The organism is Bradyrhizobium sp. 190 (genome assembly GCF_023073415.1).
Classification (GTDB): domain Bacteria; phylum Pseudomonadota; class Alphaproteobacteria; order Rhizobiales; family Xanthobacteraceae; genus Bradyrhizobium.
This window is the reverse complement of sequence record NZ_JADPJL010000068.1, coordinates 81739-106972: the sequence shown is the minus strand read 5'-3', so window position 1 is coordinate 106972 and position 25234 is coordinate 81739. Positions and strand designations below refer to the sequence as shown.

Genomic DNA, 25234 nt, shown 5'->3' with positions numbered 1-25234 from the left:
GCGGCTTCACATTCGGGACTGACCGCTTCCGGGGTCGTTGGACTCTGTGGCCAGAGCTGCTTCACGGCCCTGCAGCCTTGCGACCTTGGTCGTGACGAAGACGAAGGCGGCAATGAAGGCGATGGTCATCAGCAGCACGATGGTCGGGGCCGGCGCGCTGTCGATGAAGAACGAAAGATAGACACCGAGGAAAGAGGCAATCACCGCGATGATGACGGCGATCGCCAGCATGACGCTGAACTTGCGTGTCATCAGGAAGGCGATGGCCCCCGGTGCAATCAGCATCGCAATGGCGAGGATAATGCCGACGGCCTTCAGTGCGCCGACGATGGTCAGGGAAAGGACCGCCAACAATCCGTAGTGCAGGAGCCTGACCGGCAGTCCGATCGCTCTCGCTTGCGCCGGGTCGAACGCATGCAGGAGGAGGTCCCGCCATTTGACGACGATGACGCCGGTCGCAACGGTCGCGATAATTCCGGTCTCGACGATGTCACGGAGATCCACCCCAAGCATGTCGCCAAACAGAATGTGATCGAGATGTATGTCGCTCTGGATCTTGACGTAGAGCACGAGCCCCAGTCCGAACATGCCCGAGAACACGACCCCCATCACCGTGTCCTGCTTGATGCGGCTGTTCTCCTCGAGGAAGCCGGTCGCCAGTGCGCAGATCATGCCGGCTGCGAACGCGCCAACCGCATAGGGAAATCCGACAATGTAGGCGATCACAACGCCGGGAAAAACCGCATGCGAGATCGCATCGCCCATCAGCGACCAACCCTTGAGGACGAGGAAACAGGAGAGAAGTGCGGTCGGGATCGCGACCAGCACCGAGATGATCAGCGCATAGCGCATGAACTCGAACTGGAAGGGCTGGAAGAGCGTGTCGAGTAGCGTCATGGGCCGGCATCCAGCGCCTGGGTCGCGCGGCGGCGGGCCGCCAGCATGCCGTGTTTGGGGGCGAGGAAGAAGACCGCGAGGAAGGTCAGCGTCTGCAAGACGACGATGATTCCGCCAGTCGCGCCGTCCAGGAAATAGCTTGCATAGGCGCCGACGAAGCTCGTCGTGGATCCGATCGCAACACTGATCACGAGCAGGCGAGGGAAGCGGTCGGTCAGGAGATAGGCGGTCGCGCCGGGCGTCACCACCATGCAGATGACGAGGAAGGCTCCGACAGTCTGCAGCGCCGCAACCGTCGAGGCTGATAACAGCGTGAAGAACATGATCTTGAGAACGGTCGTGTTGAGCCCGATCGAGCGCGCGTGGGTCTCGTCGAAGAAGGTAACCATCAGATCCTTCCATTTGACGATGAGAACGGCGAACGAGACGAAACCGATGATGGCGAGCTGCAGGGTGTCTTCCGGGGTGATCGCCAGGATGTTGCCGAGCACGATGGTCTGGATGTTCACCGAAGTCGGCGAAAGCGACACCATGAAAAGTCCGAGGCCGAAAAAGGAAGAAAAGATCAGGCCGATGATGGCGTCTTCCTTCAGCTTGGTGCGCTGGTTGAGGAAAAGCATGGCCGCTGCCGCGAGGCCGCCCGAGAAGAAAGCGCCGATGGAAAACGGCAGGCCAAGCATGTAGGCGCCGGCGACACCGGGCACGATGGCGTGAGAAAGCGCGTCGCCGATCAGCGACCAGCCTTTCAGCATCAGATAGACGGAGAGGAATGCGCAGACCCCGCCGACGAGCGCGGAGACCCACATGGCATTGAGCATGTACCCGTAAGTGAAGGGTTCGATCAGCAAGGACACTAGCTGCGATCCTCATCGCCCGATGACGATTTGCGCCTGGTCGCCTGGCCGTCCTGGAATATCACCGCCCGCTCGTCGTCGGTGATCACATCGAACGCGCGCGGCTTGCCGCCTTCGCTTTCGTTCAACACGAAATGCCGCAAGACGCCGCCAAAGGTCTTTTCCAGGTTCGCCTGGGTGAAAATCTCCACCGTGGGTCCATAAGCGAGCACGGTGCGGTTGAGGAGCACGGTGCGATCGCAGAATTCCGGCACGCTGCCGAGATTGTGCGTGGAGACCAGCATCACCCGTCCTTCATCGCGGAGCGAACGCAGCAGCTTGACGATGGCGTCTTCGGTATTGACGTCGACACCCGTGAAGGGTTCGTCGAGCAGGATTACTCGCCCGTCCTGGGCAAGCGCGCGGGCGAGGAACACCCGCTTCTTCTGGCCGCCGGAGAGTTCGCCGATCTGGCGCTTGCGGAAATCGCTCATGCCGACGCGGGCAAGCGCTGCTGCGACTGCTTCATGATCCGCGGCTTTGGCAAGGCGCATCATGTTCATGTGGCCATAGCGGCCCATCATCACCACGTCCTCGACGAGAACGGGGAAGTTCCAGTCGATGTCCTCGCTCTGGGGCACATAGGCGACAACGTTCTTTTTCAATGCGGCATTGACCGGTTGGCCGAGAATCGTGATCTCGCCTTTGGCGAGGCCGACGAACCCCATGATCGCCTTGAAAAGGGTGGATTTGCCGCTGCCGTTCACCCCGACGAGCGCGGTGATCGTGCCTGCCGGGATTTTGAACGTCGCATCGCGCAGAGCCGTGTGACCGTTGCGGTAGGTGACGGTGGCGTTTGTGACGGAGAGGCCGGATCCCGTATTCGAGGACGCGGGATTGAGGAACGGATCGATCATCGCGCTCACTGTGCGAGGCCGTTTGCGATCGTCTCGGACGTCACGCGCAGGAGATCGATATAGGTCGGAACCTTACCGTCGGCGGCGCTGAGCGAGTCCACATAGAGAACACCACCATATTTGGCCCCCGTCTCGCGGGCAACCTGCTTGGCCGGGTCCGGCGAAATAGTGCTTTCGGAAAACACGACCGAGATCTTGTTGGCTCGCACCGCATCGATCACCTTTCGGACCTGCTGCGGCGTGCCCTGCTGATCCGCATTGATCGGCCAGAGATAAAGCTCCTTCATGCCGAAGTCCCGCGCGAGGTAGCTGAAGGCGCCCTCGCTCGATACCAGCCATCGACGCTCAGGCGGAATAGCCGAGAGTCTTGTCTGGATCGGAGCGATCGCCGCAGTAATCTTCTGCTTGTACGCCTCGGCATTCGCCTTGTAGGTCGCGGCGTTCTTCGGATCGTACTTTGCGAAAGCGTCACGGATATTATCGACGTAGATGAGCGCCGCATTCGGCGACATCCAGGCATGCGGATTGGGCTTGCCCTTGTAGGGCCCCTCCACGATTCCCATCGGCTTGACGCCCTCGGAGACGACGGCGCCCGGAACGCCTTTGAGGCGCTGGAAGAACCTTTCGAACCAAAGCTCGAGATTGAGCCCGTTCCAGAGCACGAGATTTGCTTCTTGCGCCTTCAGGATGTCACCGGGCGTCGGCTGATAATTATGAATTTCAGCGTCGGGCTTGGTAATCGACTCGACGGTTGCCGCGTCGCCGGCAACATTTCGGGCCATGTCGGCGATAACCGTGAAAGTCGTGACGGCCTTGAATTTGGTTTGGGCGAACGCCGCTCCCGTCATCAGCCCAAGCACCGCAGTGCCCGCAACCGCCGCAAGAACGGCGCGCCTGCCCCGATCAAACATTCCCTTGCTCTCCTATGTCGCGCGCACGCCGCTGCTGTCCGCAACGGCCTGCGACATTCTGTAATTGCAATTCATTCGCAACTAGCTTGACGTCTAGCGAACCTTCAGACATTTTGCAAATGCGACTTATTCGCAAAATTCTCAAGGGTGGTTTCGTGGGGCGCAGTGGGCTTGACCAAAAGGATATGATGATCGCGAGGGGTTCGCGGGCACGCGACCTGCTCGCTCAGGCCGCTTTGCGACCCACCCGACAGCGTCTGGCGGTTGCAGAACACCTTTTCGCCGCCGGCGGACGACATGTGTCCGCCATCGGTCTCCATGACGAACTCGCCCGACAAGGCACGCGTGTGTCGTTGTGCTGCATCTACAGCAGCCTGCGCCGGCTCAGCGAGATCGGATTAATCCACCGGGTGCCGGTGTATGGAGAGACCGCTTATTTCGACACCCAAGTTTCGCACCACCATCACTTCTATGTCGCTCACGAAGATCGCCTGATCGACGTGCCCAGCGGCACGATCAAGATCCACGGCGTTCCGGCTGCGCCCGAGGGATACGACCTCATCGGCATCGACGTGGTGCTTCGCTTGAAGCCTTCCCGCCAGCCGAGGCCATAGTCGCTCAATCCGCAGAGTCACTCAGCCTGGATGAACCACACCACAAGCCTCCGCACGTATCCGCTCTTTAGATGCAATTGAGTTGCAATAGCAGTAAGGATTGCTCTTTCAGTGAGTAAGTTAAGGCTGAATATTTCCGTCCTCGCAGTAATCGCGATGGCCGAACCGGCGATGGCGGAAACGGATATTGTCGATGGCATTCCGCCTGTGTCGATCGCGACCAGCATGCCGGCCGACGGCGATCCGACGGGCAGCCGCAGATGGCTCGCCCAGCACGGAATAACCTACGGGTTGGTCTACACCGGCGAAGCACTTGGCAATGCGTCCGGCGGCATCCGCCGTGGCAACCTGTACCAAGGCAAGCTTGAAGCATTTGCTGCGGTCGATTTCGGGAAGTTCGCCGGATGGCAGGGCTTGAGCTTCTTCGGCAATGCTTTTCAGATTCATCGAACAGCCGGAATGCGCGGCGAGCACTTCAACAGCCTGATCACGATCAGCAACATCGAGGCAGTGCCTTCGACGCGCCTTTCCGAACTGTGGCTCGAGCAAAAGCTGTTCGACGATCGGTTTGGCTTTCGCTTCGGTCAGCTTGCCGCCGACGCTGAGTTCTTCATCAGCGACTACAGCAGGATGTTCTTGAGCAGCGATTGGCCCACGATCACAGGCGCCAATCTGCCCAGCGGCGGACCGGCCTATCCCCTCGCTACACCGGGCGTACGCTGGAGGTTTGACCCCGACAAGAACTGGTCCGCTCTCGTCGCCGTGTTCAATGGAGATCCTGGGGAACAAGGGACGGTCAACACCACCGGGACCAATTTCAGAATCAACGATCCTCCGTTGCTGATGGGTGAGGTTCAATACCGGCACAATCAGGGAAAAGATGACAGCGGGCTGGCAGGAATCTACCGGCTGGGCGGCTGGCATCATTTTGGAGAATTCCACGACCACAGGTACGGCACGGACGGACTCTCGCTTGCCTCCCCCCTGAGCAATGGCATTGCCCGCCGGATCCGCGGCAACAGCGGCATCTACGGCGTCATCGATCAACAGATCTACCGTCCGGTGAATGGCGGCCCCGATAGCGGCATCGGGATATTCAGCCGGATTTCGGCCAGCCCCTCCGACAGCAGCCACATCAACTTCTTTTTCGATGGTGGCATTGTCTTCTCCAGCATGATTCCGGGCCGCCCCAATGACAAGTTCGGCGCAAGCTTCATCTATGCAAACATTTCCAATCACGCACGGGCCTTCGATCGCGACCTGATTTTTCATTCCGGAAATGGGCAGCCGGTCCGCGACTATGAGATGACGATCGAGTTGAGCTACCAGGCGCAGATCAAGCCCGGCTGGACCTTACAGCCCACATTCCAATACGTGACTCATCCAGGCGGCCACATCTCCGATCCCGACAGGCCGGAGAGGCCGATCAAGAACGGCGCGATATTCGGCGTGCGAACGACCATTGCATATTGAGTCCAGTACGCCGCTTTCGGATGTCGTGAGAGACGAAAACTCCCGGCAGCGGCGCTCGCCGGCAACAAGCGCGAACAGCAATTGTTGAAGCGGCGCGCTGCGGAGGCGATCGGCAGCGCGCCCGATCCGGCCTGAATTCAGATGAAGTGGAACTGCGACCGCTCGCGCTTGGCGAGTTTCGGGATCGCCTGGCCGAGGATGATGTTCTTGAAGTGGTCGGTCTGCTGGTGCTCGGCGAAGGCCGCTTCGCCGGCGAACACCTCGTAGAAGAAGAATTCCCGCGGCTTGGCGATGTTCTGGTGAATCTGGAATTCCTTCACGCCCGGCTCCCGCTGCGCCTGGGGAAGAAAGTCTTTCAGAAGTGCCGCGACCGAGCCTTCCTCTCCAGAATTGACCTCCCAGAATGCGGTGACGATCAGGTGCTGGTTCGGGCTGTTGGTGGTTGTCATGGTGCTCTCCTGTGAAGCCCGGCACCGCTCGATTGTGGCGCCGGTGACTGAAATCACTGTGCCCGGTTTTCTGACGTTGATGCTTCGGCAATAGTCGAACTATGATGTCAGTATTCGGTTCGGAACTGTGGGCGCGCCGCGCGCGTTTTCCGGGCGTTCGTTTCACCCGGCATGGAGCAGGTACATGGCGAAAAAGACCGTGCTCGCGATCGGCATCGAGCCTTCCTTGGTTGACTTCAGCGCCTTCCCGGGGCTCACGGCCGAACTGGTGACGAGCTACATCGGAGCTCAAATCGAGAAGCTTCGCGCGATGGGCTATGACGCCGATAGCTGCCTGATCGACCTCGGCGACACGGCCGAAGCGGTGGCTGCGGCGGCGCTGGGCGCAAAGCATTACGACTGCGTGGTGATCGGCGCCGGGCTGCGCGAGCCGCGAGAGCGACTGCTTCTGTTCGAACGGATCATCAATCTGGTTCACCTCGGCGCGCCGCAAACCCGCATCTGCTTCAACACCACGCCGGCGGACACGGCGGAAGCCGTGCAGCGGTGGATCGAGCCGTGAGGGGAGCGCTCAAGCCGTACGAAGCGAGCCGAGCAGACTGCCGATGATCTTTTGCCCGCGCGCGCGGAGCTTCTTCGGATTCTCCGCACCCGGCAGCAGCAGCGCCACCTCGCAGATCATCGCATCGACCATGCGGCTCACCGTCGCGCTGGCGCGGCATGGCAGCCGAGGCGCGCGGCACCGGCTTTCTACAGGATCCGTTCGAAGTAATATCGACGAATGCCGCCTCCCAACGTCTTGTTGCTCGCCTCGTCGGCGACGGCCTCGTTCAGCAACCGATATCCTGCGCGCCTATACAGTTCGAGCGCAGCCGGCTGCAATTCAGACGTGCTCAATTCAAGTCTTCGCATGTCAAGCCGACGGCATTCAGCTTCCGCAAATTGCAGCATCAACCGCGCGATCCCGCTACGTCGGGCGGACGGGTCGACATACATGCGACGCAGCTCCATGGCATCGATCGCTGCGGGTTCAAGGCCGAACATGCCGACGACTTTCTCCTCCCTCAGCGCGACCCAAAAGCCGCCGCCTCGCTCACCATAGTAAGCGGCGACCCGGTCCATTTCCTCGATCAACGAACGAGCGATGTAAGCTTCAAAGGCATCGCGCATATGCGGCGGCGATAGCAGTCGGTTGACCACAATGAAAATCTCGCGCACTTGAGATGCGTCTTCCTCCCGGAACGGTCGGATCGCTACTTCGGCGCTCACGTTCGATTCCCCTTCATGATGTCGGCGATCCGCGCCGGCGGACGATCGTCCAGATCCAGCCTGCAGCGGCCAGCGCCAGGGCGGCATAAGGGGCCCAGGCCTGCGGCTCTCCCATCGTGCTGAGGGTCATGCCGCTCAGGAGGCACCAGAGAACAGGGATCGGCAGCAGCAATGGCAAAAGCCTGCCGCGGGCGAGGAGCAGAACGCCGAGCGTCGCGATAACAGTCGGATCCGGCGCGATGCCAAAGGCCTCGGACGTGGCCCAGCCACGCCCCTGCAGCGGCGCAAGCAATGGCTGTCCGGCGAGTGCAAAGCCAAGGATGAGATACCCTGTCCAACCGGCAAGTCCGCGCCGTTCGAAGGCGAGACCATCGCGCAACGATCCGATGACGAGCAGCAACACGCCTTCAACGACGAAAGCCGGCGCGGCATAGGCGGCAGCCCAGTTGATGGTCGCGTAGCGATTCCACAGGAAGGACCACCCGACGAAGATCCAAAGCATCGCGAGGATGAGTGCGATCCAGCGTGCAGAGCTTCTCGGCCGCCACGCGATGAGCAGGATGATGATGAGGCCGGTAGCGAGCGTCAGCACGTGCAGCGGCCAGAGCGCCGCATTGTGCAATTCGAACATGCGCCAGTAGACGCGCTGCGAAAACAGCAGAAAATCTTCCGCCCGGTAGGTCCACCACTCCGACATCAAAGAGCCTTCACATGGGCCGAGATGCGCTGCCGCATGGCGAGATCAGGCATGGGGCCAGCGGCGGCCGAGAGGTTTTCACGCACGTGGTCGACGCGGGAGGTCGCCGGAATCGCGACGGTGACGGCCGGGTGAGAGAGGATGAACTTCAGGATGAGCTGCGCCCAGGTTGAAGCGCCGAATTCGCGCGCCCATTCGGGCAGTGGTTCACGCTTGAGGCGGTCGGTCAGCGCGCCTTGCCGGAACGGCCGGTTGACGATCACGGCGATGCCGCGCTCCGACGCCAGCGGCAGCAGCCGCGCCTCCGCCTCGCGATCGACCACGTTGTAGGAGAGCTGCACGAAATCGATCGGCTCGTTCCGCATGATCTGTTCGATCAGATCATGACGGCGGCCTTCGGACGTGGTGATTCCAACGTAACGCACCGCACCGGCCGCTTTCATCTGGAACAGCATCTGCAGATGCGCCTTCCAGGCAAGCAGATTGTGAACCTGAACGAGATCGAACTTCGGCACACCCCAGAAGCGGCGCGATTGCTCGATCTGCGGCGGACCTGCCGCTGCCGAGGACGTCCAGACCTTTTCGGCCGAGAATAGCGCGGAGGGCCGCCCGAGTTTTTGAAGGCCGTAACCTATCACCGGCTGCGACGAGCCATACATGGGGGAGGAGTCGATCATGCGGCCGCCCGCCTCGAAGAAGGCGGCCATGACACCAGCGCATTCGTCGCGGAGCACCGGATCGCCGCCGACATTGAAGGTGATCCAGGTCCCTAATCCGACGATCGGTATCTCCTCGCGAGTCGAGGGTATGGGACGGCGGGCGGGCGCGCTCTCCTGGGCGCGCAGAGAGATTGGCAGCGCTGCGGCGGCCGTCGCCGCCAATGCGGCCTGCACAAACGTTCGGCGTGTCGTCCGCATCCGATGCTCCATAACAGCGGCCGGGAAACTCGCGCAAAGGCGCAGAGTAACGTAACGGAACGCCGCCGCTAGCTTTGCAATACACAATTGCAGATTAAGGCACTGGATCAAATATGCAGTCACGCACCGTACTCAATCTACGATGGACCCTGACGCCGCTGGATGAACTGCAGTCCCCTCAAACCTGCGTGACCGTTCTTGCCAACGATGATGTGATCGTGGACGGAACCGGGTGTCGCCGGGGGCGTCAATGGGCCACAACCGGAAATCCAAGCATCCGGTTTCAGTTGCGGGTCAACGCCGCTAAACTTCCGGGGCAAACGGGGTGTGAACACTACAGCGTAAACCCCCGGTTCCAGACTGAAGGCTCGGGGCGACACTCGCTTGCTTGCGGAATCATGGCGTCAACCACAAGCGAGGGGAGGCGCAGTGAGATGGCTGATCAATGGCTGTTCAAGAGCGAGACTTACGATAACTGCAATTGCGCCATGAATTGTGGTTGCCAGTTCAACCTGCCGAGCACCCATGGCTATTGTCAGTCGGCCTTCGTCGGCACCATCGTTGAAGGTCACTTCGACGATACCCCGCTCTCAGGCCTGAACTGGGCGGCGCTGTACAAGTGGCCTGGTGAAATCAAGGACGGAAACGGCCGGCGCCAGATCGTTATCGACGAGCGTGCAGATGAAGCTCAACGGATCGCCCTTGAAACGATCATCTCAGGCGAGGCATGCGAACCATTGAGCAATCTTTTCGCCGTCTTCGCGTCCACGTGCTCGGAATTTTGCGAGACGTTGTTCCTGCCGATTGACCTCGATGCGGACCTGGAGCTCAGAACTGCAAGGGTAGAGATACCCGGCGTCATGCGGAGCACCGGCAGGCCGAAGATCAACGAGTTTACTGGTCAACCATTCCACATTGCGCTGGCGCGCCCCAGCGGCAGTTTCGAGTTTACCTACGCAGAAATCGGGCTGGGTACCACATCGGTCACGGGTGAGATGGAAATGGCGTACGAGGATTCATGGGCGCACTTTTGCGTTCACCACTTCAATCAGGATGGTTTGGTCAGACAAAGATCAAGGCTCACGGCATGGCTTGGCACATGACCCCGCCTTCCGCGGCTTTGCATCTGAGCATGGGTTTGGCTCTCGCTACCTGTTCGACAGTCACTCGGGCATCTTGATCCCCGCGTCCTTCACGACCTTGCTCCAGTGCGCGATCTGCGACTTGATATGCGCGCCGAACTCGCCGGGCGTGCCGCCGGCGGGCTCCGCCGCGATCTTCGCGAACGCCTCGCGCACGCTCGCCTTCGCCAAGGCCTTGTTGATTGCCTCGTTCAGCTTGCCGATGATGGCGTCTGGTGTGCCGCTCTTCACCACGAAACCGAGCCAGTCCGCGATAATGAGCTCCGGGAATCCCTCCTCGACGACGGTGGGAACGTCCTTCAGGGCTGCCATGCGCGTTGGCGCCGTGACGGCGAGCGCCCGGAGCTTGCCGGAGGCAATCAGATCGAGAACAGGCAGAGGCGTGATGAACTGATAGTGGTTAGTGCCGTTGACGAGATCCCCGATCGCCTGCGGCAGGGCCCGGTAGGGGACGTGGGTCGCGCGCACCCCGGTCTGAAGCCTGAACTGTTCGCCTGCGAGATGGGCTGGCGTGCCCATCCCGCCTGATGAGAATGTGAGCTTGTCGGGCTGGCTTTTCAGCAAGGCGACAAGCTCCGCCATCGACTTGGCGGATACTGACGGATTGGCAACCAGAACGTGATGCGCGGTCATGACCTTGATTACCGGAGCAAAATCGGTGTCATGACGAAAAGCTATGTTCGACAGGAGTGCGGGAGATGCCGAGGCGCCCAATGTGAAGGCCAGGATGGAATATCCGTCCGCCGGTTGCTTGAGGACCTCGCCGGCTGCAAGCGTCCCGATGGCCCCAGGCTTGTTCTCGACGACAATCCGCCAGCCTTCGCTCTGCCCAAGCTCGTTGGCGATGATGCGCGTGATGATGTCCGGCGGCGCGCCCGCGCCGCCTCCGACGACGATGCGGATCATGCCGGACGGGTAGGATTGCGCGACCGCCGGTTGGGCCATTGCTCCCAGGCTCACTGCCAGCAGGAGGCGCCCCCACCAATAGATTCCACGAAATGTTTGCGTTGCCATTCTCACCCTCCTCGTAGGTGCACAGCATCGTGCCGCCTTGGATGTCCCGCTCGCGAAGGATCGGGCTGTGTTGCGTAAGAAACCACAGAAATCGGGGGTGATTCCGCTAAGCGGAACGCTGCATTCCGGGCTGAGCGTCTTCACGGACGTGGTGCGAAAGCAGGACCGGTACGACCGCGTTGCCGAGGCTGCGGCACCCGTTCTGGCCCGGTTGTGTCAGAAGGTGAAGTGGCCGTCCGATCTGTTCGTGCCGGCCGGCGGCTGCATGGAAAGACGCGAGACGAATTTTCCGCACAGTCCGTTCGTGCTCCCAGGGCTGCACAGCCGGGTTGGTGGCCGGGTGGGGTGGCTGATGACGGGCGTCGGGCGCGCTTATCTCGCGTGGTGCCCGGAGAAGGAACGGGAGGCAACTTTGCGCACACTCCGGAAATCCAACAACCCGGAGGATTGGCTCGCGCGCGACCCGAAGAAGCTCGAGCGAGTTCTCAGTGAGGTGCGGCGCCGGGGTTACGCCACACGTGACCCAAGCTACGTGGCGGGTCGATACGGAGAAACCCCGGTTGATGATGGGGCAGCCGCAATTGCCGTGGCGCTGTTCGACGGCAGGCGTGTTCACGGCTCGATCAATTTTCGCTGGATCAGGACGGCGTTCACGGTAGAGGAATTCGCCGCCCGGCACCTTGCCGACCTGCAGGAGGCCGCGCGCGAGATCGTGGGCTCGCTGCAGAGACCGGCAAGGTAGCTAATTCCCAACGTCTATGGTTGATGGCGAGTCGGCTTGGGGTTAAAGGGCGGCGCTTCCGGTGCACGTCGGCTTTGCGCCTGAAAGCTGACTTGCTAGATCAGCTTCAACCCCTTCAAACTCGCATGCCCGTTCTTGCCGACGATGATGTGGTCGTGCACGGAAATGCCGAGCGGCGTGGCGATCTGGACAATCGCTTTCGTCATTTGGATATCCGCCTGCGATGGCGTGGGATCGCCGGAGGGGTGGTTGTGCACCAGGATCAATGCGGTCGCCGATAGTTCGAGCGCCCGCTTGATCACCTCGCGCGGATAGACCGGCGTGTGGTCGACGGTGCCGGTTTGCTGGATTTCGTCCGCGAGCAACTGGTTGCGCTTGTCGAGGAACAGCAGGCGAAACTGCTCCTTGTCGGCAAACGCCATGCCGCTGCGACAATAGTCGATCACGTCGTTCCAGGACGACAGCGCAACCTTGCGCTTTATTTCGCCCTTCGCCACCCGGCTCGCGGCGGCCGCGAGCAATTTGATCTGGTTGATCGAGGCCTCGCCGATACCGTCGACCTCGCGCAGGCGGGCGACCGGCGCGTAAATGACTTCGGCGAACGAGCCGAATTTTTTCAACAGCGCTTTCGCCAGCGGCTTGGTGTCGCGCCGGGGCAGGGCCGGGAATAGCGCCATCTCCAGCAATTCGTAATCGCTCAGCGCTTCCGGCCCGGCCGTATAGAAGCGCTCGCGCAAGCGTTCGCGATGGCCGTGATAATGCGGCGTCTCGGTGGATTGATCCGGGGGAGTGCTGGTCTTGGCTGGCATCGCGGTAACCATGCCGTGCCGGCGAGCTTTTGCAACTCTAAAGTGCGGGAGCGTCTAACGAAAAGGCGCCGCACACGGTGCGGCGCCTTCGGATCGTTTCAAAAGTTGCGCGCGGTCAGGCCTTCACGGCCGCGAACGCATAACCGTTGCCGTCCTTCGAGAGCGTGCCGACGTTCGGGAAGCCGAAATGATAGCCGGCGATCATGCCCTTTTCGGCGATGACGCGATCGAAGAACGCGCGCCGCGTGGCTTCCGCCTTAGGCCCGTCGGCGTCGAACGACGAGAACCAGCCGGGATTCCGCACGTATAGCTGATGGATGCCGGTGACGTCGCTCTGGATGAAGAGTTGCTGTCCGCCCGACGCCACCAGGAAGGACATGTGTCCGACGGTGTGGCCCGGTGTGGCGATGGCCTTGACGCCAGGCGCGAGGTCGGCGCCATCATTGTATTGCTTGACGTTCTTCCAGGTCGGGAAGGTCGCCTGAATCCGCTTGATGAACGGACGGTTGGCCTCCGGCACCTTCTCCACAAGCGCCGGATCAGTCGCGAACTTGAACTCCACCTCAGGCATCATGATTTCCGCGTTCGGGAACACCTGTGCGCTGGTCTCCTTCACCCACAGGCCCGAAATGTGATCGGGATGGAAATGCGAGATCACGACGGTGGAAACCGTCGCCGGATCGAGGCCGGCCGCCTTCATGTTGTCGGCGAGCTTGCCGACAGTTGCCGGGCCGTTGCCGCCAAAACCGGTGTCGAACAGCACGACCTTGCCGCCGGTCCTGACCGCCGTGACGGTGAAGGGGTTGTCGATCTTGTCGGGCCCGATGCCTGCAGCGGTAAGCGCCTTCTTGACGTCGTCGAGCGAGGCGTTCTTGACCATGCCCTCGGTGACCGCACGCTCGATGCTGCCGTCATGCAGGCTGAAGACCTCGATCTCGCCGACCTTGTATTTGAGGCTGTCCGCGGCACGCTGCGCATGCGCCGCGCCGATGAATGAAACCGGCCCCTTGAGGCCGAAAACGAGTGCTGCCCCCACGCTCCCGAGGACCAGATCGCGACGTGAAATCTCGAACATTGCGCTTGCTCCCTTTGGTTGATCCCTAGCCCGCCGGGCCCTTCTGTTCCGAAGGGCTCACGCTAGATGCTACCCCGCACTACCCGGGATATTCCGGTGCGATTCCGGCTCAATGACAGGCGGTTGCCCAGTGTGGAGGGAGTTTCGTAGCCCGGATGGAGCCAAGCGCAATCCGGGGCCGGCCTGTCCACGTGTTGGATCCCCGGGTTACGCTAGCGGCGGCTGTCCGCGTTTTCAGCACATACCGGGCGCCTGCAGGCACGGCTCGCGACCGGGACGGTCCACGCGGAAAGCCTCGATGAAACGGCCTTCCTTCTGGGTCACGAACACGGTTCTGCCGTCAGGACCGCCAAAGGTGAGGTTGGTCGGCTGCTTTCCGCTCAGGGGTACCTCGCGTTCGAGCGATCCATTGGCCGCGATAATGGCGATCTTGCCGGCCGAAAGCCGCGCGAGATAAATCCGGCCATCGACGTCGGTGCGCAGGCCGTCGACCTCGAAATCCGCAAAACCCCTGACCAGCCGCGGCTCGAGCAGCTTGCTGCCGCCGAGGCGATAGGCCCAGACCTGCCGCGAATTCGACTCGCTCACGTAAAGCGTGGCGCCGTCCGGGCTCAGATCGATCCCGTTGGTCACGCCGAGGCGCCTTGTACTGGACATCACTTCACCCTGACCCTTGCCGTCGGGGCCGCGGGTAATGCGCCAGATCTGGCCGCCCGAGGGCGATGCAAATCGCGGGTCGCTGGCATAGAGCGTGCCGTCCGCCGCGATCGCCAGGTCGTTTGGCTGATTGAACCGATCGGAATGAAAGTAGACGCGCGGCGTGGTCTCGCCTGATGCGATGACCCAGACATTGTGCTTCCTAAAATCAGCGACGTACATCCGCCCCTGCCGATCGAAACGAATGCCGTTACCGATGCTGCCTGCAGGAAGCGATGTGAAGAGCTCGGATTGCGAGGCGCCGGGCGCCAGCTTGCCGATGTTGCCGCTCTGTTGAAAATTGACAACGTAAAGGTTGCCTGATGCGTCGACCGCGGGACCTTCGATGCCGGCAGTGTATTCGCCCTGCGGCGTGATCCTCTTGCTTGCGAACAGGGTATCCTCGGCCGCGTTGCTCTGGCCTGCGAAGAAAACGGCACATGCAACGAGATAAGTCGCAACAAGTTGCGCTTGAGAGCCCCGTTCCACCGTCGCCATCATCAGCTCCCTGCGCGGGGAGGGTTAGGCGCCGGCCCAACTATGTCCCAGCCAGCGGCTTCTCGCCGTTGCGCTGCGATAGCGTAAAAATCTCGACGCCGGTCGCGGTCACGCCGACCGAATGCTCGAACTGCGCCGACAGCGAACGGTCGCGCGTCACCGCGGTCCAGCCGTCGGACAGGATTTTTACATGCGGCTTGCCGAGATTGATCATCGGCTCGATGGTGAAGAACATGCCGGGCTTCAGCATCACGCCTTCGCCGGGTCGGCCGATATGGATGATGTTCGGCTCATCGTGGAACATGCGCCCGAGCCCGTGGCCGCAGAAATCGCGCACCACGCTCATGCCCTGCGGCTCGACAAAACTCTGGATGGCGTGGCCGATGTCGCCGGTGGTGGCGCTAGGCTTCACCGCGGCGATGCCGCGCATCATGGCCTCATAGGTGACCTCGATCAGCCGCTCCGCCTTGCGGGCGATCGGGCCGATCACATACATGCGGCTGGAATCGCCGTACCAGCCATCGACAATGAAGGTGACGTCGATATTGACGATGTCGCCTTCCTTCAGCGCGCGATCGCCGGGCATGCCGTGGCAAACCACGTGATTGATCGAGGTGCAGGTCGAGTAACGGTAACCGCGATACATCAGCGTCGCCGGATAGGCGCCATGGCTGAAGGCGAAGTCGCGGACGAATTCGTCGATCCGTGATGTCGGGACGCCCGCCTTGACGATGTCGGTGAGCTCGTCGAGGCACCTTGCGACCAGCGCGCCCGCCTTGCGCATGCCGGCGAACCCGCTTGCGCCATGCAGTTTGATCTGGCCGGTTTTTCGCAACGAGGTGTCTGACGCTTCAATATAGCTCATGGGCGGGTCATGCTTCGGAGGAACGGGAATGGTTGATTTAATGGTCTAATTTAGTGATCGGAGCGGTCTGCGGCAAGCCGAGGTTGGGGTTCTGGAGGCGCTAAAAAGACTTGCATCCAGAGCGTTTTCCAGCGAAGTGGGGACCGGTTCGCGTTAAGAAAACGCGTCAAATCAAAAACCTAGAGCCCCGTTCCGATTGAATCGGAACGGGACTCTAGCCGGAAACTTCCACCACCTGTTCGACCGGCAGCGCGCCGCCGCGGACGCGGATTTCGCGCACCGGATAGGGAACACGGATACCCTCGCGCTTGAAGGCGTCCCACAGCGCCAGCATCACCTCGCTCTTGACGTTGTCCAGGCCGTCCGGATCGGGCAACCAGAAGGTCAGGGAGAACTTCATCCCGGCCTCTGCGAATTCGGTCAGGATGCAGTTCGGGGGCTTGTTCTTGATCGCGCGCGGCACGGCGCCGGCAATGTCGATGGCCAGCTTGCACACCGCCCGCGGATCGGCGTCGTAATTGGTGCTGAACAGCACCTTCACCAGCGTGTTCTTGTCGGTATAGGTCCAGTTGACGACCTTCTGCGTCACCAGATCCTCGTTCGGGATCAGGAACTCGCGGCCGTCGCCGGCGGCGACCGAGATGTAGCGCGTCTTCATCGCGCTGATGCGGCCCGAACTGTCGCCGATGGTGACGAGGTCGCCGGGTTTCACCGATTTGTCCGCCAGCAGGATGATGCCCGAGATGAAATTGGCGACGATCTTCTGCAGGCCCAGACCAATGCCGACGCCGGCCGCACCAGTAAAGACCGCGAGCGCCGAAAGGTTGATACCGACGGTACCGAGCGCGATCGCGATCGCCACCACCATCAAACCGATGCGGATGATCTTGACCAGCAGCACCTGGACCGACGGCGTCAGGTCGCTGGCGCGGGTAATCTTGCTTTCGATGAAGTTGCTGGCGATGTTGGTCAGCCACAGCGCGGCGATCAACAGTGCGCCGGCCTTGATCAAAAGCAGCGGCGTCAGCCGCAAGCCTCCGATCTCGATCGCAAACGAGTCGAGCGTTTCCGCCGCCGGATCGAGCTGGCCGAGGATGCTCAGCGCGGCGATGAACCATGCCGTTACCGATACCAGCTTGACGATGAAGGTGTTGCGGATCACCGAGGTCACCAGCCGGATCACGAGCCACGCCAGCGCCAGCTTGGCGGCGACCATCAGCAGGTAACTGCGGCTTGGCCACGTCATGTGGTACATCGCGATGCGCTCCGCGATCACGAGGACCGCAAACACCGCGGTCGACGCGCTACCAACCAGCACGCGGGCGAAATGCCGCAGCGGCAGCGGCCAGCGCATCGCCAGCGAGGTCATGTCGACCCGCGCGCGGATCGCTGCATCCGCCGCATAGGCGATGCCGGCGGCGGCCAGGATCAGCCCAAACTGCAAATAGAACCATGGCGAGGTGATCTCTGCACCGACCGATCGCGCGGTCGATTGCAGAAACTCAATGATCTCTTTCGGGGCCATGTCCATCGGCAAAATCTCGTCGGGCGCAGAGCAGGCAAATTTGATTCGAACGGTGGGCAGATTTCCACAAACAGGGCGGGCGGGCCATCGATACATGGGCCGGCGAAGTCAATTAAGCCCCTAAAACCGGGCACATTGCCGCTACCGCAGAAATGGGTTGGCGTTCAACTGTGGCAACGATAAGGATGCAATTGCAAGTATTTGCCAAGATTTTGTAGAGGTTACTGCGGAGGTACATGGCTTCTCTCGACTCGGTCAGCATCGCCATCTTTCTGGGCGCCGTTCTGGTGATGGCGGGCATCCTGTCGAGCCTGCTCGCGCTGCGCTTCGGGGCGCCGCTGCTGCTGGTGTTCCTCCTGATCGGCATGCTGGCGGGCGATGCCGGGCCGGGCCAGCTCAGCTTCGATGACGTCCGCACCACCTACCTGGTGGGATCGGTGGCGCTGGCGCTGATCCTGTTCGACGGCGGCCTGCGGACCAAGTTTCAAAGCATCCGTATAGTGCTGGCGCCATCGATGGTGCTGGCGACGATCGGTGTGCTGGTCACCGCGCTGGTCGCCGCGCCAGCCGCCAAATACGCCCTCGATCTGAACTGGACCGAGTCGCTTCTGGTGGGGGCCGTCGTGGCGTCGACGGACGCGGCGGCGGTGTTCCTGCTCGTTCACACGCAGGGCCTGCGCCTGCGTCCCCGTGTCGGCGCAACCCTGGAAGCCGAATCCGGCACCAACGACCCGTTCGCGATCTTTCTCACGCTGATGCTGGTCAAATTCATTTCACTCGGTGAAAGCTCGCCTCTGCAAGTTGTACTGCAGCTTGTGCGCGAAGGCGTGCTCGGCGCCGTCGTCGGCGTGATCGGTGGCCGTCTGGTGGTGGTGGCGCTCAATCGCATGGCGCTGCCGCAAGGCTTGCATGCGCCCTTTGTCGCGACCGCTGCGCTCGTGATCTTCGGCGTGGCGCAGATTTCGCACGCCTCGGGATTTCTCGCGGTCTATCTCGCCGGCATCATCATCGGCAACCGGCCGACGCGCGCGCATAATTCGGTGGTGACGTTTCTCGACGCCGCGACCTGGCTGGCGCAGATCGTGATGTTCGTTCTGCTGGGCCTTCTGGCGTCGCCGCAGCGCCTTCTGGACAGCGTGGGTCCCTCCGTGATCGTGGCGCTGGTGCTGATGCTCGTGGCGCGGCCGCTCGCGGTGCTGCTGTGCCTGGCGCCGTTCCGGTTCAACTGGCGGGAAAAGGTCTTCATCGCATGGACCGGGCTACGCGGGGCGGTCGCGATCTTTCTCGCGTCGATCCCGATGCTGGTCGGGCTGTCCAAAGCCTATCTCTATTTCGACGTCGCCTTTGTCGTGGTCGTCATCTCGCTGCTGCTGCAGGGCTGGACGCTGGGGCCGGCGGCGCGGTGGCTGCATGTGGCGCTGCCGCGCGTCGACCGCGGCCCGCGGCGTGTCGAGCTCGATCTGCCGGGCCAGCTCGAACAGCAACTGGTCGGCTATCCGGTGCGGCCGAGAAGTCTATACTTCCGGCGTGGCCTGCTTCCATCCTGGTCGAAGCCGACGCTGGTGATCCGCGACGAGCGAATCCTCTCGCCCGTCGAGGCCGAGCCGGTCGCGGCCGGAGATTACCTCTATCTGCTGGCGCCGCCGGAAAAGGCCGAGGCGCTGGATCGCTTCTTCGTCGACATGCCACCAAGCTCGGCGCCCGACCCGCATCTGCTCGGCGATTTCATGGTATCGGGCGAACACACGCTCGGTGAACTGGCCCAGATCTACGGCGTGTCGGCCGGAGACGAGCAGGCTAGTCTGACGCTGTCGGATTATTTCGACATTCATCTCGACCATGCGCCCAAGGAAGGCGCCGAGCTCGTGCTGGATCCCATTGTGCTGGTCGCGCGCAGCATCAGTGGCGGGCGGGTTAACGTGGTCGGCCTGCGGCTGCCCGAGGATGAGGAAGAGGCCGTGCCTTTGACGCGCACGCAGAAGGCCAGGCGCAAGCTCGCGGAGATCTGGTCGTCGGTGGCGGGGGTCTGAATTAAGTGCGTAGGGCGGATTGGAGCCGACTTGTCCGCCGTAGCTCGCAGAGCGAAGGCGGAAGGCGCAATCCGCCATTCACCGACAATGAAAAAGGCGCCCCAGAATGAAAAAGAAATTCAGAGTCACAAAGAGCAACGGCAACGTGTTCGCGGATATCGGTCTTCCTAATGCTGCCGAACACTCCATCAAGGCGGATCTTGTCCTGCGCATTGCCGCTCGGATCAAATCAAAGGGCCTGACCCAAGCCAAGGCCGCGTCGCTGCTCGGTCTAGCTCAACCGGATGTGTCAAAACTTTTGCGCGGGCATTTTGCCGGTTACACCTACGACCGTCTGTTTGGTTATCTCAATGCCTTGGGTGAGAAAGTCTGTATCGAAATATCGGAAGCAAAAACCAAGAAAGACGCCCGGCTTGAGCTGGAGATGACAGACTGAGAAAGATCTGGACGCAGCAGCGTCGGCAATTACTCCAGCACCGTAATTCCGGGGCAAATCAGTGAGCGTTTCGGCCCACGGTCGCACGGTCTCGCTTCCAAAAACACTGCCAAACCCGCTGCGCGCAAAATCAAATTTCGCCTGCCGATTCAAAGTGATTTGGGTCGTCCAGATTGCGCAGCAAAAATATTCCGCTTCTCATTTCTCCCAAATCAGCTCCATCTTCGCGCCAACCCGCCTCATCGAAGAGGGGCGTACGCGTCGTCACGATACGTGGAGTGCGGGTTGCGGTGGACGCGATGGCGTTGCGCGCGCAAGGCATTGCAGGGCGGTCTTGAGCTTTGTCTTGGGGCTGTGAGCGATCGATCCGCGCAGGACGAGCGACGTTGTTGCGTACGGCAAAAGCGTGTGGTTCTGGCACCCGTGGCTGGTGTCAAGCTGGCGGAGGTTGTTCGAATCCAACCGGGTTCGATCGGCCGTCAATCCGGCAGCGACGGAGGCAAGAGGAATTCGTCTCCGGGGAGAGCGCGGCATAAGCCGTCAAACCATTGCGCAGGGAAGGCCGGATGCTCTCCGCTGGACCTGTATGCTCGTGTGCGCACTTCTTTGTGCTCATTGCACACGAGACCGCGGGTGCAGCGCGCACCCGGTCTTCCCTGCGCCCTCGCTATTTCGAGGGACACGAGCCGTCGCATCAGCTCGGGGCGCGCGTCGCCTGCGAGCGTAGAGGTGCGTCTGGGCTTGTTGAGGCTATTTGAGTCGACCTTTGGTCGTCGGTCGCGGGGTTCGAGTGACTATTTCGACGGTTGAGGAATAGGCGGACTATCATTAGCTTAGCCGAAGGTCACTCGATGACCTGACGGTGGAAACGCAAGGAGACACAACAATGTCCAGCCCCCTCGACGACCAGCTCGGCTTTGCGCCCGACTACGATTCCCCGGTCCCCTACATGCAGCGGACCCGCGATTATTACGCCGCGATCGGCTACACCACGCCCTACCGCTGGGCGCATTATGTCGATGCGCCGTTCCAGCCACTGAAAAAGCCGCTCGCGAAGTCGCGCGTGACCATCGTTACCACCGCCGCGAAGTATGATCCCACCAAGGGTGATCAGGGTCCTGGAGCTGCTTACAACGGCAGCGCCAAGTTCTACCAGGTCTATGACGGCGACACCGCCAAGCAGCACGATTTGCGGATCTCGCATATCGGTTACGACCGCAAGCACACGACGGCCACCGACAGCGGCACCTGGTTTCCACTGCAGCAGCTTCTGAAAGCCGCCGCCTCGGGACGTATCGGCGAGGTCGCGCCGCGCTTCTTCGGTGCGCCGACCAATCGCAGCCACCGCGTCACCATCGATGTCGACGCGCCGGATATTCTCGCCCGCTGCCAGGCCGACAAGGTCGATGTCGCCGTGATCGTGCCGAACTGTCCGGTCTGCCACCAGACGTCAGCTTTGGTGGCGCGGCATCTCGAGGCCAACGGAATCGCCACCGTCGTCATGGGCTGCGCCAAGGACATTGTCGAACATGCCGCCGCGCCGCGCTTCCTGTTCTCGGATTTCCCGCTCGGCAACTCCACCGGCAAGCCGCAGGACGTGGAATCGCAGGCGCTGACGTTCGAACTGACGCTGCGTCTGCTGGAGTCCGCGGCAGGCTCCCGCACCACGATGCAGTCGCCGCTGCGCTGGAGCGAGGATGCCTCCTGGAAGCTCGACTACAACAACATCGCGCAGATGAGCCCGGAAGAACTCGCGCGCCGCCGCGCCGAGTTCGACAAGCAGAAGGAGATCGCGCGCGGCAACCGGGCGGCGTGAATCCCTTCCTTCTCCCCTTGTGGGAGAAGGTGGTGCGAAGCGCCGGATGAGGGGTATCTCACCGCGCATTCGGTATTCGTGGAGACAACCCCTCACCCGTCCGCGATGCTTCGCATCGCGTCCACCCTCTCCCACAAGGGGAGAGGGGAAAGATAAAACTAGGAGGACGTCCATTTGACCCGACCGTTCGAAGGCGTGAAGATTCTCGACTTCACGCAGGTGCTGGCTGGTCCCTATGCGAGCTACCAGCTCGCGCTGCTCGGGGCCGACGTCATCAAGGTGGAGCGGCGCGAAGGCGAGGACATGCGCCGCACGCCGCTGAGCCGCGAATGGGCCGAGCGCGGCCTCGCGCCGGGCTGGCAGGCCATCAACGGCAACAAGCGCAGCCTCACCCTCGACCTCTCGAAGCCGGAGGCGATCGCTATCGTCAAGCAGCTCGCCGCCCAAGCCGACGTGGTGATGGAGAATTTCCGCCCCGGCGTGATGGACAAGCTCGGCATCGGCTACGCTGAGCTTTCGGCGATCAACCCGCGGCTGATCTATTGCGCCATTTCGGGTTTTGGCCAGACCGGCCCGGAGAGGCTGGGCGCCGGCTATGACGGCAAGATCCAGGCGCTGTCAGGCATCATGTCGATCACCGGCCACGCCGAGACCGGGCCGACGCGCGCCGGCTTTGCGGTTTGCGACGTGTTGTCGGGCTCGACCGCAGCCTTCGGCGTATCGAGCGCGCTGTTCCAGCGCACCCATACCGGCAAGGGGCAAATGGTCGATGTCTCCATGCTCGAGGCGACGCTGGCGTTCCTGTCCGGGCAGGTCGCGGACTACTCGGTCGCCGGCCATCGCCAGCAGCTCTCCGGCAATCAGGCGGTGAGCCGCCGGCCTACCGCCAATCTGTTCAAGGCCGGTGACGGGTATCTGCTGCTTGCCGTCAACAGCGAAAAACAATACCGCGCGCTGATGACTGCGCTTGATCGAGCCGATGCGCTGGAGGACCCGCGCTTCGTCGATTGGTTTGCCCGGCAGGAAAACGAGTCGGCGCTGCGGGCCATCATCGAGGAGGCGCTCGCAAAGAAGAATCCCCGCGAGTGGGAGAAGCTGCTGGAGGCCGCGGGCGCGCCCTGCGCCAGCATCTGGAAGGTCGAGGAGGTGATCGATCACCCGCAGATCGCTGCGCGCGGCGCCATTCAGGAGATCGATACGCCCTATGGACGCCTGCGCTTCGCCGGCAGCGGGTTCCAGCTCGCCCATGGCGGCGGCAGGCTCGACCGCATGGCGCCCGCGCTCAGCGCCCATACCGAGGAGGTGCTGGCCTCGCTCGGCTATGACGCGAAGGCGATCGCGGAACTGCGCGCGCGGGAGATCGTCTAAAGCTTGATGGGATTAGGTTCGATTGCGACCACGAAGAAGGTGCGGCTCCCTCTCCCGCTTGCGGGGGAGGGCTGGGGTGGGGGTGTCTCCGCGGGTGACACTGCCCGAGTGGAGAGAGCCCCCACCCGGCGCTTCGCGCCGACCTCCCCCGCAAGCGGGAGAGGTGAAGCGCGTCCGCTGCCAAATCTAACCAAAAATCATCATGCACTAGCGGCGGGGGACGTCCGGTTCCTGTCCCGTTTTGGGTTGACCAGCGCATGGCGACCCTGCGCCAAGACGCTTTAATCAGCAGAGCTCACCGTCTAAAAGACGCCTTTCCCGATCCATAAGGACAGATCATGCCCGCCTACCGCTCCCGAACCACGACCCACGGCCGCAACATGGCGGGCGCCCGCGGCCTCTGGCGCGCCACCGGCATGAAGAACGAGGATTTTGGCAAGCCGATCATTGCCGTGGTCAATTCGTTCACCCAGTTCGTGCCCGGCCATGTGCATCTGAAGGATCTCGGCCAACTCGTCGCGCGCGAGATCGAAAAGGCGGGCGGCGTTGCGAAAGAGTTCAACACCATCGCGGTCGACGATGGCATCGCCATGGGCCATGACGGCATGCTCTACAGCCTGCCGTCGCGCGAGATCATCGCCGACAGCGTCGAATACATGGTCAATGCGCATTGCGCCGACGCGATGGTGTGCATCTCGAACTGCGACAAGATCACGCCCGGCATGCTGATGGCGGCGTTGCGGATCAATATCCCGACCGTGTTCGTCTCGGGCGGGCCGATGGAATCCGGTAAGGTGAATATCAAGGGCAAGCTCCGCGCGGTCGATCTGATCGACGCCATGGTCGCAGCCGCCGACAGCAATGTCAGCGACGCCGAGGTGGAAGTGATCGAGCGCTCGGCCTGTCCGACCTGCGGCTCGTGCTCGGGCATGTTCACGGCCAATTCGATGAACTGCCTCACCGAGGCGCTGGGGTTGGCGTTGCCGGGCAACGGCTCGGTGCTGGCGACCCATGCCGACCGCAAAGGGTTGTTCGTCGAGGCCGGGCATCTGATCGTCGACCTGGCGCGGCGCTACTACGAGCAGGACGATGAAACCGCGCTCCCGCGCAACATCGCGAACTTCAAGGCGTTCGAGAACGCGATGACGCTCGACATCGCCATGGGTGGCTCCACTAACACCGTGCTGCATCTGCTGGCGGCCGCCTATGAAGGCCAGGTGCCGTTCACGATGCAGGACATCGACCGCCTGTCGCGGCGCGTGCCGGTGCTATGCAAGGTGGCGCCGTCGGTGGCGGACGTGCATCTGGAAGACGTCCATCGCGCCGGTGGCGTGATGGCCATCCTCGGCGAACTCGACCGTGCGGGTCTGCTCAACCGCGGTCTGCCGATGGTTCACAGCAAGACGCTGGAGGATGCGCTGAGCCGCTGGGATATCAAGCAGACCAAGAGCGAGAGCGTCCGCAAATTCTTCATGGCCGCACCGGGCAACGTGCCGACGCAGGTCGCGTTCAGCCAGGAGCGCCGGTTCGAGGAGCTCGATACCGATCGTGCCACCGGCTGCGTTCGCGACGCCGAGCATGCCTATTCGAAGGACGGCGGCCTTGCCGTGCTGTCGGGTAACATCGCGCTCGATGGCTGCATCGTGAAGACTGCTGGCGTCGATGAGAGCATTTTGAAGTTCGAGGGGCCGGCACGGGTCTTCGAAAGCCAGGACGCCGCGGTCGAAGGCATCCTGGGCAACAAGATCAAGGCCGGCGACGTCGTCGTGGTCCGCTATGAAGGCCCGCGCGGCGGTCCCGGCATGCAGGAGATGCTGTATCCGACCAGCTACCTTAAATCGAAGGGCCTCGGAAAAGTCTGCGCACTGGTCACCGATGGCCGCTTCTCCGGCGGCTCGTCAGGCCTGTCGATCGGACATCTCTCGCCGGAAGCCGCCGAAGGCGGGTTGATCGGCCTGGTGGAAGAGGGCGATCTTATCAAGATCGACATTCCCGCGCGTTCGATCAGCCTCGTGGTCGATGACGCCACGCTGGCGAAGCGCCGCGAAGCCATGCTGGCCCGCGGCGCGGACGCATGGAAGCCCGCCAAGAAGCGCAGCCGCAAGGTGACGATGGCACTGAAGGCCTATGCCGCGTTGACGACGAGCGCCGCCCGCGGCGCGGTGCGGATCGTTCCGGAGTGAGACTTGTAGTGAGACTTGTAGGATGGGTAGAGCGAAGCGAAACCCATCGTGTCTCCGC

The 25234-nt window shown here is 62.1% G+C and carries 25 protein-coding genes; 10 read left to right on the top strand and 15 right to left on the bottom strand.

Annotated elements, in window-relative coordinates:
* Positions 1-6 precede the first annotated feature (6 nt).
* Genes IVB22_RS35600 through IVB22_RS35585 form a run of 4 tightly spaced genes read right to left on the bottom strand, consistent with a single transcriptional unit; the run spans position 7 to position 3558 of the window.
* Entirely contained in the window at positions 7-897 is an 891-nt protein-coding gene (locus tag IVB22_RS35600; RefSeq protein ID WP_247521804.1) for a metal ABC transporter permease, read from the bottom strand.
* The gene (locus IVB22_RS35595; protein ID WP_249805616.1) at positions 894-1715 is read right to left on the bottom strand and encodes a metal ABC transporter permease; all 822 of its coding nucleotides are present in this window, start codon (positions 1713-1715) and stop codon (positions 894-896) included. Before IVB22_RS35595 ends, IVB22_RS35600 begins: the two co-directional genes overlap by 4 nt.
* Before the next feature lie 35 nt (positions 1716-1750).
* The gene (locus IVB22_RS35590) at positions 1751-2647 is read right to left on the bottom strand and encodes a manganese/iron ABC transporter ATP-binding protein (RefSeq protein ID WP_247521802.1); all 897 of its coding nucleotides are present in this window, start codon (positions 2645-2647) and stop codon (positions 1751-1753) included.
* A gap of 5 nt (positions 2648-2652) precedes the next feature.
* Positions 2653-3558 carry a metal ABC transporter substrate-binding protein gene (locus IVB22_RS35585; protein ID WP_276576935.1) on the bottom strand — a complete coding sequence of 302 codons (906 nt, stop codon included), beginning with the start codon at positions 3556-3558 and terminating at the stop codon, positions 2653-2655.
* A 119-nt stretch (positions 3559-3677) separates the two neighbouring features.
* Between IVB22_RS35585 and IVB22_RS35580 the strand changes: the two genes are divergently transcribed.
* Both IVB22_RS35580 and IVB22_RS35575 read left to right on the top strand, forming a co-directional pair.
* Positions 3678-4172 (top strand): Fur family transcriptional regulator, encoded by a 495-nt coding sequence (locus IVB22_RS35580; protein WP_247521801.1) that lies wholly within the window; start codon positions 3678-3680, stop codon positions 4170-4172.
* Between the two features lie 156 nt (positions 4173-4328).
* Complete coding sequence (locus tag IVB22_RS35575; RefSeq protein ID WP_247521800.1) at positions 4329-5645, top strand: carbohydrate porin; 1317 nt, start codon at positions 4329-4331, stop codon at positions 5643-5645.
* Between the two features lie 137 nt (positions 5646-5782).
* Here IVB22_RS35575 and IVB22_RS35570 read toward each other — a convergent pair whose 3' ends face one another.
* The gene (locus IVB22_RS35570; RefSeq protein WP_247521799.1) at positions 5783-6094 is read right to left on the bottom strand and encodes a putative quinol monooxygenase; all 312 of its coding nucleotides are present in this window, start codon (positions 6092-6094) and stop codon (positions 5783-5785) included.
* A 184-nt stretch (positions 6095-6278) separates the two neighbouring features.
* Here IVB22_RS35570 and IVB22_RS35565 point away from each other — a divergent pair, with 184 nt between their 5' ends.
* Positions 6279-6656, top strand: coding sequence for a hypothetical protein (locus IVB22_RS35565; RefSeq protein WP_247521798.1), 378 nt, complete (start codon positions 6279-6281; stop codon positions 6654-6656).
* A 9-nt stretch (positions 6657-6665) separates the two neighbouring features.
* Here IVB22_RS35565 and IVB22_RS41480 read toward each other — a convergent pair whose 3' ends face one another.
* The 4 genes from IVB22_RS41480 to IVB22_RS35550 are packed head-to-tail and all read right to left on the bottom strand — an operon-like array spanning position 6666 to position 8977.
* On the bottom strand, positions 6666-6788 hold the full coding sequence (locus IVB22_RS41480) for a hypothetical protein (RefSeq protein ID WP_256467503.1): 123 nt from the start codon (positions 6786-6788) through the stop codon (positions 6666-6668).
* Between the two features lie 56 nt (positions 6789-6844).
* A complete protein-coding gene (locus IVB22_RS35560) occupies positions 6845-7363 on the bottom strand; it encodes a GNAT family N-acetyltransferase (RefSeq protein ID WP_247521797.1) in 519 nt (172 codons plus the stop codon).
* A gap of 13 nt (positions 7364-7376) precedes the next feature.
* The gene (locus IVB22_RS35555; protein ID WP_247521796.1) at positions 7377-8060 is read right to left on the bottom strand and encodes a DUF6064 family protein; all 684 of its coding nucleotides are present in this window, start codon (positions 8058-8060) and stop codon (positions 7377-7379) included.
* Positions 8060-8977, bottom strand: a complete 918-nt coding sequence (locus IVB22_RS35550; protein WP_247521795.1) for an aldo/keto reductase — start codon at positions 8975-8977, stop codon at positions 8060-8062. Before IVB22_RS35550 ends, IVB22_RS35555 begins: the two co-directional genes overlap by 1 nt.
* Before the next feature lie 434 nt (positions 8978-9411).
* Between IVB22_RS35550 and IVB22_RS35545 the strand changes: the two genes are divergently transcribed.
* The gene (locus IVB22_RS35545) at positions 9412-10080 is read left to right on the top strand and encodes a DUF1326 domain-containing protein (protein WP_247521794.1); all 669 of its coding nucleotides are present in this window, start codon (positions 9412-9414) and stop codon (positions 10078-10080) included.
* Positions 10081-10140: 60 nt separating this feature from the next.
* Here IVB22_RS35545 and IVB22_RS35540 read toward each other — a convergent pair whose 3' ends face one another.
* On the bottom strand, positions 10141-11133 hold the full coding sequence (locus tag IVB22_RS35540; protein WP_247521793.1) for a tripartite tricarboxylate transporter substrate binding protein: 993 nt from the start codon (positions 11131-11133) through the stop codon (positions 10141-10143).
* Positions 11134-11200: 67 nt separating this feature from the next.
* Here IVB22_RS35540 and IVB22_RS35535 point away from each other — a divergent pair, with 67 nt between their 5' ends.
* On the top strand, positions 11201-11875 hold the full coding sequence (locus tag IVB22_RS35535) for an IclR family transcriptional regulator C-terminal domain-containing protein (RefSeq protein WP_247521792.1): 675 nt from the start codon (positions 11201-11203) through the stop codon (positions 11873-11875).
* Positions 11876-11970: 95 nt separating this feature from the next.
* Here IVB22_RS35535 and radC read toward each other — a convergent pair whose 3' ends face one another.
* The 5 genes from radC to IVB22_RS35510 form a co-directional block, all read right to left on the bottom strand.
* Positions 11971-12684 (bottom strand): DNA repair protein RadC, encoded by a 714-nt coding sequence (radC, locus tag IVB22_RS35530; RefSeq protein ID WP_247521791.1) that lies wholly within the window; start codon positions 12682-12684, stop codon positions 11971-11973.
* Positions 12685-12799: 115 nt separating this feature from the next.
* Positions 12800-13759, bottom strand: a complete 960-nt coding sequence (locus IVB22_RS35525) for an MBL fold metallo-hydrolase (protein WP_247521790.1) — start codon at positions 13757-13759, stop codon at positions 12800-12802.
* Positions 13760-13993: 234 nt separating this feature from the next.
* A complete protein-coding gene (locus IVB22_RS35520) occupies positions 13994-14953 on the bottom strand; it encodes an SMP-30/gluconolactonase/LRE family protein (RefSeq protein ID WP_247521789.1) in 960 nt (319 codons plus the stop codon).
* 40 nt (positions 14954-14993) lie between these two features.
* Positions 14994-15818 carry a type I methionyl aminopeptidase gene (gene map / locus IVB22_RS35515; RefSeq protein ID WP_247521788.1) on the bottom strand — a complete coding sequence of 275 codons (825 nt, stop codon included), beginning with the start codon at positions 15816-15818 and terminating at the stop codon, positions 14994-14996.
* A gap of 214 nt (positions 15819-16032) precedes the next feature.
* Positions 16033-17349, bottom strand: a complete 1317-nt coding sequence (locus IVB22_RS35510) for a mechanosensitive ion channel family protein (protein WP_247521787.1) — start codon at positions 17347-17349, stop codon at positions 16033-16035.
* A gap of 230 nt (positions 17350-17579) precedes the next feature.
* Between IVB22_RS35510 and IVB22_RS35505 the strand changes: the two genes are divergently transcribed.
* The 5 genes from IVB22_RS35505 (at position 17580) to ilvD (ending at position 25176) form a co-directional block, all read left to right on the top strand.
* Entirely contained in the window at positions 17580-19373 is a 1794-nt protein-coding gene (locus tag IVB22_RS35505; protein ID WP_247521786.1) for a potassium/proton antiporter, read from the top strand.
* 106 nt (positions 19374-19479) lie between these two features.
* Positions 19480-19809 (top strand): helix-turn-helix domain-containing protein, encoded by a 330-nt coding sequence (locus IVB22_RS35500; RefSeq protein WP_247521785.1) that lies wholly within the window; start codon positions 19480-19482, stop codon positions 19807-19809.
* A gap of 886 nt (positions 19810-20695) precedes the next feature.
* Positions 20696-21625 carry a glycine/sarcosine/betaine reductase selenoprotein B family protein gene (locus tag IVB22_RS35495; RefSeq protein WP_247521784.1) on the top strand — a complete coding sequence of 310 codons (930 nt, stop codon included), beginning with the start codon at positions 20696-20698 and terminating at the stop codon, positions 21623-21625.
* A 174-nt stretch (positions 21626-21799) separates the two neighbouring features.
* The gene (locus IVB22_RS35490) at positions 21800-22993 is read left to right on the top strand and encodes a CaiB/BaiF CoA-transferase family protein (protein WP_247521783.1); all 1194 of its coding nucleotides are present in this window, start codon (positions 21800-21802) and stop codon (positions 22991-22993) included.
* A 338-nt stretch (positions 22994-23331) separates the two neighbouring features.
* Positions 23332-25176, top strand: coding sequence for a dihydroxy-acid dehydratase (ilvD, locus tag IVB22_RS35485; RefSeq protein ID WP_247521782.1), 1845 nt, complete (start codon positions 23332-23334; stop codon positions 25174-25176).
* Positions 25177-25234: the final 58 nt, after the last annotated feature.